The sequence below is a fragment of the Streptomyces violens genome, from assembly GCF_000717745.1.
Taxonomy (GTDB): Bacteria; Actinomycetota; Actinomycetes; order Streptomycetales; family Streptomycetaceae; genus Streptomyces; species Streptomyces violens.
In genome coordinates, this window is the sequence record NZ_JOBH01000010.1 from 248,160 (window position 1) to 262,618 (window position 14,459).

At 70.4% G+C, this 14,459-nt stretch carries 14 protein-coding genes; 9 read left to right on the plus strand and 5 right to left on the minus strand.

The features are described from left to right. Window positions 1–11: 11 nt before the first annotated feature. Window positions 12–1,472, plus strand: a complete 1,461-nt coding sequence (locus tag IF04_RS0120330) for a glycosyltransferase family 87 protein (protein WP_030259491.1) — start codon at window positions 12–14, stop codon at window positions 1,470–1,472. A 113-nt stretch (window positions 1,473–1,585) separates the two neighbouring features. On the opposite strand, the gene IF04_RS0120335 is transcribed toward IF04_RS0120330, so the two are convergent. From IF04_RS0120335 to IF04_RS0120345, 3 genes are all read right to left on the minus strand, one after another. Continuing rightward, on the minus strand, window positions 1,586–2,617 hold the full coding sequence (locus tag IF04_RS0120335; protein ID WP_030259495.1) for an alanine racemase: 1,032 nt from the start codon (window positions 2,615–2,617) through the stop codon (window positions 1,586–1,588). A gap of 68 nt (window positions 2,618–2,685) precedes the next feature. Continuing rightward, window positions 2,686–3,804 (minus strand): lipid II:glycine glycyltransferase FemX, encoded by a 1,119-nt coding sequence (locus tag IF04_RS0120340; RefSeq protein WP_030259497.1) that lies wholly within the window; start codon window positions 3,802–3,804, stop codon window positions 2,686–2,688. A gap of 126 nt (window positions 3,805–3,930) precedes the next feature. After that, window positions 3,931–4,263 carry a hypothetical protein gene (locus IF04_RS0120345; protein ID WP_030259500.1) on the minus strand — a complete coding sequence of 111 codons (333 nt, stop codon included), beginning with the start codon at window positions 4,261–4,263 and terminating at the stop codon, window positions 3,931–3,933. Window positions 4,264–4,492: 229 nt separating this feature from the next. On the opposite strand from IF04_RS0120345, the gene rpsF reads away from it, so the two are divergent. The 4 genes from rpsF to rplI all read left to right on the plus strand — a co-directional run bounded on the left by rpsF (window position 4,493) and on the right by rplI (window position 6,273). Further along, complete coding sequence (rpsF, locus tag IF04_RS0120350; protein WP_003978891.1) at window positions 4,493–4,783, plus strand: 30S ribosomal protein S6; 291 nt, start codon at window positions 4,493–4,495, stop codon at window positions 4,781–4,783. 78 nt (window positions 4,784–4,861) lie between these two features. After that, window positions 4,862–5,449: a single-stranded DNA-binding protein gene (locus IF04_RS0120355; protein ID WP_030259504.1), complete on the plus strand. Its 588-nt coding sequence runs from the start codon at window positions 4,862–4,864 to the stop codon at window positions 5,447–5,449. Between the two features lie 122 nt (window positions 5,450–5,571). Continuing rightward, complete coding sequence (rpsR, locus tag IF04_RS0120360) at window positions 5,572–5,808, plus strand: 30S ribosomal protein S18 (protein ID WP_003978893.1); 237 nt, start codon at window positions 5,572–5,574, stop codon at window positions 5,806–5,808. An 18-nt stretch (window positions 5,809–5,826) separates the two neighbouring features. Further along, window positions 5,827–6,273 carry a 50S ribosomal protein L9 gene (gene rplI, locus IF04_RS0120365; RefSeq protein ID WP_030259507.1) on the plus strand — a complete coding sequence of 149 codons (447 nt, stop codon included), beginning with the start codon at window positions 5,827–5,829 and terminating at the stop codon, window positions 6,271–6,273. Between the two features lie 173 nt (window positions 6,274–6,446). On the opposite strand, the gene IF04_RS0120370 is transcribed toward rplI, so the two are convergent. After that, window positions 6,447–7,784, minus strand: coding sequence for an MATE family efflux transporter (locus tag IF04_RS0120370; RefSeq protein ID WP_030259510.1), 1,338 nt, complete (start codon window positions 7,782–7,784; stop codon window positions 6,447–6,449). Between the two features lie 485 nt (window positions 7,785–8,269). Between IF04_RS0120370 and dnaB the strand changes: the two genes are divergently transcribed. Beyond that, window positions 8,270–9,724, plus strand: coding sequence for a replicative DNA helicase (gene dnaB / locus IF04_RS0120375; RefSeq protein WP_030259514.1), 1,455 nt, complete (start codon window positions 8,270–8,272; stop codon window positions 9,722–9,724). Between the two features lie 42 nt (window positions 9,725–9,766). Here dnaB and IF04_RS0120380 read toward each other — a convergent pair whose 3' ends face one another. Then, the gene (locus IF04_RS0120380; RefSeq protein ID WP_030259517.1) at window positions 9,767–10,324 is read right to left on the minus strand and encodes a TetR/AcrR family transcriptional regulator; all 558 of its coding nucleotides are present in this window, start codon (window positions 10,322–10,324) and stop codon (window positions 9,767–9,769) included. 64 nt (window positions 10,325–10,388) lie between these two features. Between IF04_RS0120380 and IF04_RS0120385 the strand changes: the two genes are divergently transcribed. From IF04_RS0120385 to IF04_RS0120395, 3 genes are all read left to right on the plus strand, one after another. Further along, window positions 10,389–11,366 carry a DsbA family protein gene (locus tag IF04_RS0120385; RefSeq protein WP_030259521.1) on the plus strand — a complete coding sequence of 326 codons (978 nt, stop codon included), beginning with the start codon at window positions 10,389–10,391 and terminating at the stop codon, window positions 11,364–11,366. Between the two features lie 165 nt (window positions 11,367–11,531). Further along, window positions 11,532–12,986, plus strand: coding sequence for a serine hydrolase domain-containing protein (locus tag IF04_RS0120390; RefSeq protein ID WP_078600526.1), 1,455 nt, complete (start codon window positions 11,532–11,534; stop codon window positions 12,984–12,986). A gap of 117 nt (window positions 12,987–13,103) precedes the next feature. Next, the gene (locus IF04_RS0120395; protein ID WP_030259527.1) at window positions 13,104–14,255 is read left to right on the plus strand and encodes a pyridoxal-phosphate-dependent aminotransferase family protein; all 1,152 of its coding nucleotides are present in this window, start codon (window positions 13,104–13,106) and stop codon (window positions 14,253–14,255) included. Window positions 14,256–14,459 lie beyond the last annotated feature (204 nt).

Consider the following 14,459-nt stretch of genomic DNA (forward strand, 5'->3'; position numbering starts at 1 on the left):
AGGATGACCCCATGACGAGCGTGCGACAGGACGAGCCCGTACGGCCGACGCAACGGGACGAGGTGGCGGCGGCCGGCAGCGAGCTGATCGGCGGCCCGCTCGGCCGCCGCGTACTGTTCGGTGCGAGCTGGTGGACGCCGGTACGCGTCATCGCTCTGGTCGCCCTGGGGATGTTCGCGCTGGGGATGGTGCAGAAGCTGCCCTGCTACAACGGCGCCTGGTTCTTCGGCGCGACCAGCCAGTACACCCACGCCTGCTACTCGGACATCCCGCACCTCTACGTCGGACGCGGGTTCGCCGAGAATCTCGTCCCGTACTTCGACCGGCTGCCCGGTGACATGCAGTACCTCGAATACCCGGTACTGACCGGTGTGTTCATGGAGGTCGCCTCGTGGCTGACCCCGCACGGCGGCACGATGCAGCACCGCGAGCAGATCTACTGGTTGGTCAACGCCGGGATGCTCATGGCCTGCGCCGCCGTCATCGCGGTCTGTGTGGCCCGGACGCACCGCAAGCGGCCCTGGGACGCCCTGCTCGTCGCCCTGGCGCCCGCTTTCGCGCTGACGGCCACCATCAACTGGGATCTGCTCGCCGTCGCGCTGGCCTCGGTGGCGATGCTGCTCTGGTCGCGCAGCCGCCCGCTCGCCGCCGGGGTGTTCATCGGGCTGGCGACAGCGGCCAAGCTCTACCCCGTCCTGCTGCTGGGGCCGCTGTTCGTCCTGTGCTGGCGAGCCGGGAAGTGGCGGGCGTTCGGCGCGGTGACGGGTGGCGCGGTCTTCTCCTGGCTGGCGGTGAATCTGCCCGTGATGCTGCCCGCCTGGGACGGCTGGCAGAAGTTCTACACCTTCAGCCAGGAGCGGCCGATCGACTTCGGCTCCGTCTGGCTGCTGATCTCCCAGCGCACTGGCAACCCGCTGGAGTACGCCAACACCTATGCGACGCTGCTGATGATCGTCGGGTGCGGGGCCATCGCCCTGCTCACGCTCTATGCGCCGCGCCGCCCGCGCCTGGCCCAGTTGGCGTTCCTGGTCGTCGCGCTCTTCATCCTGACCAACAAGGTCTATTCACCGCAGTACGTGCTCTGGCTGGTCCCGCTGGCCGCACTGGCCCGGCCGCGCTGGCGGGACTTCCTGGTGTGGCAGGGGTGCGAGGTCATGTACTTCCTCGGCATCTGGCTGTACCTCGCGTACAGCGGCAGCGGGGACAAGCACCAAGGCCTGCCGCCCGAGGGCTATCAACTCGCCATCGTCCTGCATCTGTTGGGCACGCTGTACCTGTGCGCGCTGGTGATCAGGGACATCCTGCTGCCGGACCGGGACACGGTGCGCCGGGAAGGTGCCGACGACCCCTCGGGCGGCGTCCTGGACCAGGCCCCTGACGTGTTCGTCCTGGGGCGGCAGCACCACGCACCGCGGCACGCCGCCCCGTTCGAGGGTGTGGCACGGGTCGAGTGGGGACCGGCCGGGGACTGACCGCCGGCGTCGGCGCGCGCGTCGGCAGGTCGGCCGGAGAAACGCGTTGGGCCCGGAAGCACGGCGAGGAGCCGTGCCTCCGGGCCCGTTGCATTGGGGCCGGAAGCCGCAGGTCAGCGGTCCACGAGACGGTCGAACTGGGTGGTGGTGTGCCGCAGGTGGGCCACCAGCTCCTCGCCGACCTTCGGCTCCGGCGCGTCGCTGGGCACGAACAGGATGGAGACCTGCATGTGCGGCGGCTCCGCGAACCAACGCTGCTTGCCGGACCACACGTACGGCGAGAGGTTGCGGTTCACCGTCGCCAGGCCGGCCCGGGCGACGCCCTTGGCGCGCGGCATCATGCCGTGCAGCGCCTTGGGGGCCTCCAGGCCGACGCCGTGCGAGGTGCCGCCGGCCACCACGACGAGGTAGCCGTCGGAGGCCGCCTTCTGCTGGCGGTAGCCGAAGCGGTCGCCCTTGGCGACGCGGGTGACGTCCAGGACCGCGCCGCGGTACTCGGTGGCGTCGTGGTCGCCGAGCCACAGCCGCGTGCCGATCCGGGCGCGGAAGCGGGTCTGCGGGAACTGGGCCTGCAGCCGGTGCAGCTCGTCGGCCTTGAGGTGGCTGACGAACATGGTGTGCAGCGGCAGCCGGGCGTTGCGGAGCCGGTCCATCCAGCCGATGACCTCGTCCACCGCGTCCGTGCCGTCGGTACGGTCCAGCGGGAGGTGCATGGCGAAGCCCTCCAGCCGTACGTTCTCGATCGCGGACGCCAGCATCGGCAGCTCCTCCGGCGTGACGCCGTGCCGCTTCATGCTGCTCATGACCTCGATCACGACCCGCGCCCCGGCCAGTCCGCCGAGCCCCTGGACCGAGGAGACCGAGCGGATCGCCCGGTCCGGCAGCGGCACCGGCTCCTCGCCGTGCCGGAACGGCGTCAGAACGAGCAGGTCACCGCTGAAGAAGTCCTTGATGCGGGCCGCTTCGTAGGTGGTGCCGACGGCCAGGAGGTCGGAGCCCAGGCGGGTCGCCTCATCGGCGAGACGCTCGTGGCCGAAGCCGTAGCCGTTGCCTTTGCAGACCGGGACCAGTCCCGGGAACTGCTGCAGCACCTGCTGCTGGTGCGCCCGCCAGCGCGCGGTGTCGACGTAGAGGGTGAGCGCCATGGCCGGCCCGTGAACCTTTCTCGTTGCTGTGATGCGTCGGATCTGTGGGGAATGCCGTGGGCGAGCGGTCAGCGCCGCGACATGTAGATGTCCAGCGCCTTGTGCAGGAGCTTGTTCAGCGGGAAGTCCCACTCGCCCAGGTACTCCGCCGCCTGCCCACCGGTACCGACCTTGAACTGGATCAGACCGAAGAGATGATCGGTCTCATCCAGCGAGTCGCTGATGCCGCGCAGGTCGTAAACGGTCGCGCCGAGCGCGTAGGCGTCCCGCAGCATCCGCCACTGCATCGCGTTGGACGGGCGGACCTCGCGGCCGATGTTGTCGGACGCGCCATAGGAGTACCAGACGTGACCACCGACGACCAGCATCGTCGCCGCGGAGAGGTTCACGCCGTTGTGGCGGGCGAAGTACAGCCGCATGCGGTTCGGGTCCTCGCTGTTGAGGGCCTTCCACATGCGCTCGAAGTAGCTCTGCGGCCGCGGGCGGAAGTGGTCACGCACCGCGGTGATCTCGTACAGCCGCTGCCACTCGGTGAGGTCCTCGAAGCCGCCCTGGACGACCTCGACGCCGGCCTTCTCGGCCTTCTTGATGTTGCGGCGCCACAGCTGGTTGAAGCCCTTGTGGACGTCCTCCAGCGAGCGGTTCTCCAGTGGCACCTGGAAGACGTAGCGGGGCTGCACGTCACCGAAGCCCGCACCGCCGTCCTCGCCCTGCTGCCAGCCCATGCGGCGCAGCCGGTCGGCGACCTCGAAGGCGCGCGGCTCGATATGGGTGGCCTCCACGTCCCGCAGCCGCTTGACGTCGGGGCTCTGGATGCCGGACTTGATCGCGGCGGCGTCCCAGCGGCGGATGACGACCGGCGGGCCCATCTTCACGGAGAAGGCGCCCTGCTGCTTGAGATGCGCGAGCATCGGCTGCAGCCAGTCCTCAAGGTTGGGCGCGTACCAGTTGATGACGGGGCCCTCGGGGAGGTACGCGAGGTACCGCTTGATCTTGGGCAGCTGGCGGTAGAGGACCAGGCCGGCGCCGACGAGCTGACCGGTGGAGTCGAACCAACCCAGGTTCTCGGAGCGCCACTCGGACTTCACATCGGCCCAGGCCGGGACCTGCATGTGGCTGGCCGCGGGCAGACTCTGGATATATGCCAGATGCTGCTCTCGACTGATGGTCCTCAGGGTCAGGCTCATGCGGGGCGCTCCTCGGCAGGTTTGTCCCCGTGGTCGGGGCTCCGGCTCTCGCGCCGAAGCCTACTGCGCCAAGGGAGCGCCCCGTCTGGGCCTACGGACGCAGGCGTCCGTACATCATCCGTGCGGCTAGCCCAGCACGCCTCCGAAGAGGCCGCCGTGCGCCATGCCGAGGAAGAACCCGAGTGCCGCCGCGCCGAGGCCGATGATCAGCACGAAGCGTTCCCCGGTCGTCACCGAGATGAATTGTCCCCAGGCACCGGTGCCGACGCCGAACAGCCCGGCCCAGGAGCTGAGCAGGTGCAGGTGGGTGAAGTAGGCGGAGATGACGGCGACGAGGCCCAGCACCAGCGTCACCGCGGCGAGGGTGTTCTCGAGGGGGTGCGCCTTGCCGTCGCTGTTCAGCAGGGAGAGCAGGCCGTGCTGCTGCTGGGGCTTCTGGGGCTGTACTGCATGTGCCATGCGGCACCTCCGTAGACAGGCGGCGCACTGTAACGCCGCTCACACCCGTTGTGTTCCAGATTGGGGGGATCGGCGGCCTGATTTCAACCGGAAGCCTTCAGGCAGGTACTCTGTACGGTCTGCGCCCATGTCTGTCCGCATTCGCTGTACGGACCGGGCGCGGAACGCATCACGACCCTCCTGCCACGGAACGACCGTGGCCGCTGAGTCCAAAGGAGGTGGGTTCCACATGCGTCACTACGAGGTGATGGTCATCCTCGACCCCGATCTGGAGGAGCGCGCTGTCTCCCCCCTGATCGAGAACTTCCTTTCCGTCGTCCGTGAGGGCAACGGCAAGGTCGAGAAGGTCGACACCTGGGGCCGTCGTCGTCTCTCGTACGAGATCAACAAGAAGCCCGAGGGCATCTACTCGGTCATCGACCTCCAGGCCGAGCCGGCCGTCGTCAAGGAGCTCGACCGTCAGATGAACCTGAACGAGTCGGTCCTCCGGACCAAGGTCCTCCGTCCCGAGACCCACTGACCGCGTAAGCGTTCAGCGGACATCGGGTTCGAGTAGCAACACAGCAGCCAGCAGCACACCCGCCGAGAGGTTCCCCTAATGGCAGGCGAGACCGTCATCACGGTCGTCGGCAATCTTGTCGACGACCCCGAGCTGCGCTTCACCCCGTCCGGTGCGGCGGTCGCGAAGTTCCGCGTCGCGTCCACTCCCCGCACCTTCGACCGTCAGACCAATGAGTGGAAGGACGGCGAGAGCCTGTTCCTGACCTGCTCGGTGTGGCGTCAGGCGGCGGAGAACGTCGCCGAGTCCCTTACGCGGGGCACTCGCGTGATCGTGCAGGGCCGCCTCAAGCAGCGGTCGTACGAGGACCGCGAGGGCGTGAAGCGCACGGTCTACGAGCTCGACGTCGACGAGGTCGGCGCGAGCCTGCGCAATGCCACGGCCAAGGTCACCAAGACCAGCGGCCGGGGTGCTCAGGGCGGCGGCTTCGGCGGCGGCCCGCAGGGCGGCGGCCAGGGTGGTGGCGGCTGGGGCGGCGGCCCCGGCGGCGGCCAGCAGGGCGGCGGGGCTCCCGCCGACGACCCCTGGGCGACCGGTGCTCCTGCAGGCGGTGGCCAGCAGGGTGGCGGCGGTGGCGGCTGGGGCGGTGGCTCCGGCGGCGGCTACTCGGACGAGCCGCCCTTCTAGGCACGTACGTCTGGCACGTACACGCGGGGCTGTTTCACGTGAAACACGGTTTCACGTGAAACGTGGGCCCGGCGGCCTGAGGGCGCCAGCACAAACTTCTTGAAACTCACTGGAGAGAGACAATGGCAAAGCCGCCTGCTCGCAAGCCGAAGAAGAAGGTTTGCGTGTTCTGCAAGGAGAAGATCTCCTACGTCGACTACAAGGACACGAACCTGCTGCGGAAGTTCATTTCCGACCGCGGCAAGATCCGTGCCCGCCGGGTCACCGGCAACTGCACCCAGCACCAGCGTGACGTCGCCACGGCCGTGAAGAACAGCCGTGAGATGGCGCTGCTGCCCTACACCTCCACCGCGCGATAAGGGAAGGGTGACCGAAACATGAAGATCATCCTCACCCACGAGGTCTCTGGCCTCGGCACCGCCGGCGACGTCGTTGACGTCCGTGACGGTTACGCCCGTAACTACCTGGTCCCGCGCGGTTTCGCGATCCGCTGGACCAAGGGCGGCGAGAAGGACGTAGAGCAGATCCGCCGCGGTCGCAAGATCCGCGAGATCGCGTCGGTCGAGCAGGCCAACGAGGTCAAGGGTCAGCTCGAGGGCGTCAAGGTGCAGCTGGCCGTCCGTGCCGGCGACGCCGGCCGCCTGTTCGGCTCCGTCACCCAGGCCGACATCGCCTCGGCGATCAAGGCCGCCGGTGGCCCGGACGTGGACAAGCGCCGCGTTGAGGTCGGTTCGCCGATCAAGACCCTGGGCGCGCACCAGATCTCCGTGCGTCTGCACCCCGAGGTTGTCGCCAACCTCGGTGTCGAGGTCGTCGCTGCCTGAGTGCAGCCCGATCGCACGGCCTGATCGCGGGGTCGCGGGCAGCAGCCGCTGACCGTGGCCCGGTGACCGAGTCACGCCGAAGGGGCCGCATCCTTCCGAGGATGCGGCCCCTTCGGTTGTTCGGAGCCGGCCGCGCAGCCCGGCGGGCGCGGCGGCCGTCTGTGGGTACCGCCTCAGCGGGCCGCGCCGGTCACGATCCAGCGGCCGGAGCGGGTACGGATCCACAGGGTCACCATGCGTACGGCCATCATCAGCGCCATCGACCACCACAGCGCGGTCAGCCCGCCGCCCAGCGCCGGTACCGCCAGCGCCACGGGTGCGAAGACCGCCAGCGTGACGAGCATCGCCCCGGCCAGATACGGCCCGTCCCCCGCGCCCATCAGTACGCCGTCGAGGACGAAGACGATGCCGGAGACGGGCTGGCTCACCGCGACCACCAGCAGGGCCGGCAGCAGAACGTCCTTCACGGCTGGATCGGCGGTGAACAGCGGGATGAACAGCGGCCGGGCCAGTGCGACCAGGATGCCGAGCACCACTCCGGAGGCGATGCCCCACTCGACCATGCGTCGACAGGCGGCCTTCGCCCCGTCCACATCCCCCGCGCCCAGATAGCGCCCGATGATGGCCTGGCCGGCGATGGCGATCGCGTCCAGTGCGAAGGCCAGCAACGACCACAGGGTCAGGATGATCTGGTGGGCGGCCACATCGGCGTCGCCGAGCCGTGCGGCAACCGCCGTGGCGATCATCAGGACGGCACGCAGCGAGAGGGTACGCACCAGCAGCGGCACGCCGGCCTGCGCGGAGGCGCGGATACCGGCGGCGTCGGGGCGCAGCGAGGCGCCGTGCCGCTTGGCGCCGCGGACGACGACGGTGAGGTAGACGGCGGCCATGCCGCACTGGGCGATGACGGTGCCCCAGGCGGAGCCGGCGATGCCCAGGCCGGCGCCGTAGACCAGGCCAACGTTCAGGGCGGCGTTGAGAGTGAAGCCGCCGATCGCGACGTACAGCGGGGTTCTGGTGTCCTGCAGACCGCGGAGCACGCCGGTGGCGGCGAGCACGACGAGCATCGCGGGGATGCCGAGGGAGCTGATGCGCAGGTAGGTGGTGGCGTACGGAGCGGCGGTGGTGGACGCCCCGAAGACGTCGATCAGCCAGGGGGCGGTGGGCAGTACGACGGCGATCACGGCGGCGCCCAGGAGGAGGGCGAGCCAGATGCCGTCCATGCCCTGGCGGATGGCGGCGGAGAGGTCGCCGGCGCCGACCCGGCGGGCGACGGCCGCTGTGGTCGCGTAGGCGAGGAAGACGAAGACCGAGACGGCGGTCGTGAGGAGGGCGGCAGCGACGCCGAGCCCGGCCAGCTGCGGGGTGCCGAGGTGGCCGACGACGGCGCTGTCGACCATGACGAAGAGGGGTTCCGCGACGAGCGCGCCGAACGCGGGGAGAGCGAGTGCGATGATCTCGCGGTCGTGCCTGCGGCCGGTGCGCCGGGGCTTCGCGGGAGCCTGTGTCATGCACCCAATCTAATCTTCCACAGGTAAGAGACACAACTAGCTTCCGCTCCTTACCTGTCGGGGCGGAAGGGGTACTTCTCCCCAGCGAATGGCGCGATCTTGAACAGGTTGCCGAAGTTTTTCTCCCCCACAGGCTATGGACGAAGAAGCCGCAGGTCAGAGGCGTCAGGCAGGGGTGATTGTGTGTTTGTCCACACCGATTTCCCCCGCGCCGTGCACAGGAACCGGGGAGTTCTCCACAGGTTGGGGGCGATCATCCACATGGCCTGTGGATAACCAGATTGGCGGACGGTGCCCGGCGGCCTACCGTTGTGCGGCGCCCCCTCCCCGTGTCGGTCCCTGGATTCATCCGAACTCGTCGCGCCGTAAGCGGAGTCGGGTGTCTCGATTGTCAGAGCCGTGCCGTAAGAAAGAAGGGCACAGCAAGGTCCGCGTCGCGGACGGGAGGAGGTGGCGTGGTGAGCGTGCCTGAGCCCATGCAGCCCATGGAGGACCCCTGGGCCGACTCCGGCCCCGGCGACCGGCTGCCCGCCCGCTCCCGCCGGAGCGACGGCAAGGGACGCGGCCGCGAGGACCGGTTCGACCGCGAGGACGGCGAGGGCGGGTGGTCCGGCGGCTTCGAGCGGGTCCCGCCGCAGGACCTGGACGCCGAGCAGTCCGTGCTCGGCGGCATGCTGCTCTCCAAGGACGCCATCGCCGACGTGGTCGAGGTCCTCAAGGGCCACGACTTCTACCGCCCGGCGCACGAGCTGGTCTACCAGGCCATCCTCGACCTGTACGCCAAGGGCGAGCCGGCGGACCCGATCACCGTCGCCGCCGAGCTGACCAAGCGCGGCGAGATCGGCCGGGTGGGCGGCGCGTCGTATCTGCACACCCTCGTGCAGTCCGTGCCGACGGCCGCGAACGCCGAGTACTACGCGGAGATCGTCCACGAGCGGGCGGTGCTGAGACGGCTCGTCGAGGCCGGCACCAAGATCACGCAGATGGGTTACGCCGCCGACGGCGACGTCGACGAGATCGTCAACAGCGCCCAGGCGGAGATCTACGCCGTCACCGAGCAGCGCACCAGCGAGGACTACCTCCCGCTCGGCGACATCATGGAGGGCGCGCTCGACGAGATCGAGGCGATCGGCTCCCGCCAGGGCCAGATGACCGGCGTCCCCACCGGCTTCTCCGACCTCGACTCGCTGACGAACGGCCTGCACCCCGGCCAGATGATCGTCGTCGCGGCCCGACCGGCGATGGGTAAGTCCACGCTCGCGCTGGACTTCGCTCGGGCGTGTTCGATCAAACACAACATGCCGAGCGTCATCTTCTCGCTCGAAATGGGCCGCAACGAGATCGCGATGCGTCTGCTGTCCGCCGAGGCGCGGGTGGCACTGCACCACATGCGCTCCGGCGCGATGACGGACGAGGACTGGACCCGGCTCGCCCGCCGGATGCCCGACGTCTCGGCCGCGCCCCTCTTCATCGACGACTCGCCGAACCTCTCGATGATGGAGATCCGAGCCAAGTGCCGCCGCCTCAAGCAGCGGCAGGACCTGAAGCTGGTGGTCATCGACTATCTGCAGCTGATGCAGTCCGGCGGCTCCAAGCGCGTCGAGAGCCGTCAGCAGGAGGTCTCGGACATGTCCCGTAACCTCAAGCTGCTCGCCAAGGAGCTGGAGCTCCCGGTCATCGCGCTCTCCCAGCTGAACCGTGGCCCTGAGCAGCGTACGGACAAGAAGCCGCAGGTCTCCGACCTCCGTGAGTCGGGATCGATCGAGCAGGACGCCGACATGGTCATCCTCTTGCATCGCGAGGACGCCTACGAGAAGGAGTCCCCGCGAGCGGGCGAGGCGGACATCATCGTCGGCAAGCACCGAAACGGCCCCACCGCCACCATCACCGTCGCCTTCCAGGGCCACTACTCCCGCTTCGTGGACATGGCCCAGACCTGACGGCCCTTGGCCGGGCGCCGTGGCGCGGCGACGTGCTCGTGGTCAGGACCGGAAGAGCTTCCAGAACGCCAGTGCCGTGTCATCGGCCGGCGCAGGCGTGTCGTCCGTGATCCAGGTGGCGATCACGCCGATCAACGCGCCTGCCAGGTACGCGGCATGCACCTCGGGCGGTACGTCGTCGAACCCGCTGGGCCGCCGCCCGTCCCGGAAAGCCGCGGTGAGCTCGGCAGTCATCCGTTCCCGCAGCCGCGTGGCGAACAGCGCGCTGCCGTGGGTGCCGAGCATGCGCCGGTACAGAGCCGCGTTGCCGGTGACGTGCTGGAACAACTCGTGCAGCGGCTCCGGGGCTTCGTCCCTGGGGGCGTCCTGAGGGCACAGCGCCGCCGCTCGTGCCACATGCGCCACGGCGTCTTCCATGGCCTCGGTGACCAGCGCGTTCACGTCGGGGAAGTGCTGGTACACGGTGGCCCGGTTCACCCCGGCCTGCTTGGCGACCTCCGACATGGAGATCGCCGCGGGGTCCTTGTCCGCGACCAGTTCCAGGATCGCCGTCCGCAGCCGGGCCCGACTGCGCCGGGCGCGAGGGTCATCCAGGTTCATGCCGCACACACTAACCGACAGTTGTCGCTTTTCTAAACGACAACTGTCGGCTAGTGTCCCGGTCATGCGAATCGAGATCTGGGCAGACGTGGTCTGCGCGTGGGCATACATCGGCAAGCGGCGTCTGGAGAAGGCACTCGCGAGCCGAGAGCCGGACGGGACCGAAGTCGAGGTGGTGTGGCGCCCGTTCAGGATCGACCCGACCACGCCGGACCGGGCCGTACCCCTCGAGGAGGCATGGCGCGACCCGATGGTGGATGCCGCGCTGCGGCAGTGCGCGCCGGGCCTGTCCCCGGCCGAGAACCGGGTGCGCATCTCGGAGATCGCGGCAGCGGAAGGTCTGGGCCCGCGCTGGGGAGCGGCTTGGCGGGCCGCCAGCCACGACGCGCACCGCCTCCTCCACCTGGCTCTCGGGCACGGTGGTGCCGTGCTGCAGAACGAGGTGGCCGAGCAGGTCATGAAGGCCCACTTCATCGACGGCGCCGACATCAGCGACCGGAGCAGCCTCAAGGACATCGCCGCCCGGTCCGGGTTCGCGGAGGGAGCAGCGCTGCTGGACACCGATGCGGGCGACCGCGACGTGCGGGAGCTCCTCCTGATCGGCAAGGCACGCGCCATCGCGACCTCGCCGACGATCGTGGTCGGCGACCGGGCGCTCGCCGGCGCCCAGCCGCCGGAGGCGATCGCGGAATTCCTCGCCCAGGGCGACCGCAGCCGCGAAATGCCCACTGAGGTACGGCGTCTGCGCTGGGCGGAGTCCCTGCTCGACCAGCACGATCCGCTGGGGGCGCTCACCGTGCTGAAGCCGCTGCTCGACGCGCACGCCGACGACCTGAACGTCCGTCGCCTCGCGGCCCGCGGTTACTTCCACTCGGCACAGCTGTCGCGCGCCCGTGAAGCACTGGAGGCGCTGGTCGGGGACGCGCTAGACGACTCGTACGCGCGATTGATGCTCGGCCGCACCCTGCAGCGGCTGGGCAAGGAGGACGAGGCCGCGCTGCATTTGAAGATGGCCGCGGCGATGACGCCGGAGTTCGCCTGAACGGTCGACCGCCACCCGGCCCGGTCCGGGGCTCCGGCCCGGAACTCCCTCGATCGCCTCGAAGGTGAGCTGACTGCCGGCCGTACGGTCCGTGAGACTGAGCCTGTCGTATTCGCCGATGCGGTACGGCAGTTCGTCGGCGGTCGGCATGCCGGAGCATGAGGGATGGAGTGGGGCGTGAGTGGTGTGAGGAGCTGGGCCGGTGCGGCGGTGTCTTCGGACGAGGACCGCCAGGGCGCGGAGCTGTTGCCGGGTACCAGGCGGGCGCTGTGGCGGCGGTTGGCCGTAGGGCAGACGGAGGGGCGGGCGCCGTCCATGGTGGGAGCGGTCGTACGGGACGGGCAGCCGGTGTGGCTGGGACTGCGCGGGGCGGTGGACGGCGCGGTGCCGCACGCCGACACGCAGTACCGCATCGGTTCGCTCACCAAGACGTTCGTGGCGGTGCTCGTCCTGCGGCTGCGGGACGAGGGGCTGCTCGGGCTGGCCGATCCGCTGGGCAAGCACCTCGACGGTACGCCGGTCCCCGACGCGACGGTCGCGCAGCTGCTCTCGCACAGTGCCGGGCTGGCGGCCGAGGCGCGCGGGCCCTGGTGGGAGCGGACGCCGGGCCTGCTGCGGCCGGGGCCGGCCGACCTCTTCGGTGAGCGGCCGCGCCGCCACCCGGCGGGCCGCCGGCACCACTACTCCAACCCCGGATACGCGCTGCTGGGCGCGCTCGTCGAGCGGCTGCGCGGTGGCGAGCACTGGGGCGAGGTACTGCGCCGTGAGGTACTGGAGCCGCTGGGGATGACGCGTACGACCTTGGACCCGGTGGCACCGCACGCGGCCGGCTGGGCCGTACACCCCTGGGCGGACGTGCTGCTGCCCGAACCGGCCGAGGACACCGGGCGGATGGCGCCGGCCGGCCAGCTGTGGTCGACGGTGTCGGACCTGTGCCGGTGGGTGGCGTTCCTGGCCCGGGGCGACGAACGGGTACTCGGCGCGGCGAGCGTGGCCGAGCTGCGGACGCCCGCCGTACCGGCGGAGGGTGACTGGAGCACGGGGTACGGCCTCGGGATGCAGCTGCTGCGGACGGACGACGGCCGGGTGCTGGCCGGGCACACCGGCTCCATGCCGGGCTTCCTGGCCTCCCTGTGGGTCGGTACGGACGCCGGTACGGACGAGGGCGTCGCGGGTGTCACGCTGGCCAACTGCACGTCGGGCCCCGCGGTGAGCGGGATCGCCGCCGACTTCGTACGGATCGTGGCCGAGCGGGAGCCGCGGATTCCCGAGCCGTGGCGACCGCTTGCCGGACCGCTGGACGAGGAGCTGCTGGCGCTGACCGGGCCTTGGTTCTGGGGCTCCGCTCCGTACCTTCTGCGGCTGCGGGCGGGCCGGGAGCTGGAGCTGAGCCCGATGCCCGGTGGGGGCCGCAGCTCGCGGTTCCGGCCGGCGGAGGACGGGAGCTGGACGGGCCTGGACGGTTACTACGCGGGGGAGACGCTGCGCGCGGTGCGGGCCGGGGACGGTTCGGTGAGCCATCTGGATCTGGGCACGTTCGTGTTCACCCGCGCGCCGTACGAGCCGTCGGCGCCGGTGCCGGGCGGCGTCGACGCGGGCGGGTGGCGAACGGAGGGGTGAGCACGCCGGCAGCGGGTGCCGGAGTCGGGGTGAAGGGGCGGACGTACAGTCGAGCCAGATATCAGGAGTGCCCGGGAGCCGCCGTCGTGCGGGGCCCGCTACCGCTGGAAGGCCACTGTGACTGCCGTGAACGATGCGACCGCGACCGCGAACTCCGACGCCCCGGTGCTGCTCGACCTGCCGCCGCTCACCGCGGCGCACTTCGCGCGGATCGAGGACAAGGTCGCCGCGCTGATGGGTACCGAAGCGGACGTCGTGGCGATGCAGGGCGAGGCGCTGCTGCCGCTCGAGGCGTGCATCCGCTCGGCCGTACGGCCCGGAAGCACCGCCCTGAACGTCATCACCGGGCCGTACGGCGAGACCTTCGGCGGCTGGCTGCGGTCCTGCGGCGCCGAGGTGGTCACGATCACCGCACCGTTCACCGGTGCGGTCTCGCCGCAGCAGGTCGCGGACGCGCTGCGCGAGAACCCCGCCATCGACTTCGTGAGCCTGGTGCACGCCGAGGCCGCGACCGGCAACACCAACCCCGTCGCCGAGATCGGCGCGGTGGTGCGGGAGCACGGTGCGCTGCTGATGCTGGACGCGGTGGCGTCGGTGGGCGCGGAGCCGCTGCGTACCGACGAGTGGGGCGTGGACCTCTGCGTCATCGGCGGGCAGAAGGCGCTGGCGGGACCGGCAGGTGTCTCGGTTGCGTCGGTCAGTGCCCGCGCCTGGGAGCGGATCGCCGCCAATGAGCAGGCGCCGCGCCGCTCCTACCTCTCGTTGCTGGACTGGAAGGAGCGCTGGATCGACGGCGGCCGTACGGCGCTGCCGCACGCGCCGGCGCAGCTGGAGATGCTGGCGCTGGAGCAGGCCGTGGACCGGGTGAACGACGAGGGGCTGGACACCGTCATCGCCCGCCATCGCGCCGCCGCGGCGGCGACGCGTGCGGGCGTACGGGCCCTGGGCGGCCTGACGCCGTACGTGCTCCGTGACGAGGACGCCGCGCCGGCCGCCACGACGCTCCGGGCGCCGGAGGACGTGGACGCCCGCGAGGTCGTCGCCGCGGCACTGGCTGCGAATGGTGGCGTACCGCTGCAGGCAGCGGCCGGGGCGCTGGCCAAGGAGATGATCCGGCTGAACCACTACGGCCGGGCGGCGGACCGTGGAGTGGTCCTGGCCGCGCTGTCCGCGCTGGGCGAGGGACTGCGGACGCTGGGTGCGGAGCCGGACACCGAGGCCGCCCTGGAGGCGGCGGGGGCCGCATGGGACGCGGTGATCGGGGGCTGATCGAGGGCTGACCGGGCCTGAGTGAGTCGCAGCGGAAGGCGTCGGAGGGCGATGTAGGCCATTCGAGTGCTTGATGGGCCTGTAGGCCGGGAGATGGCCTGAGTGGGGCCGTGTTTCACGTGAAACACGGCCCCACAGTCATGTGCGCCCCGGGGGCGCGGGGGAGCCGGGCGCGGAACCGGAATGAACGCTCTCCGAGGGGCG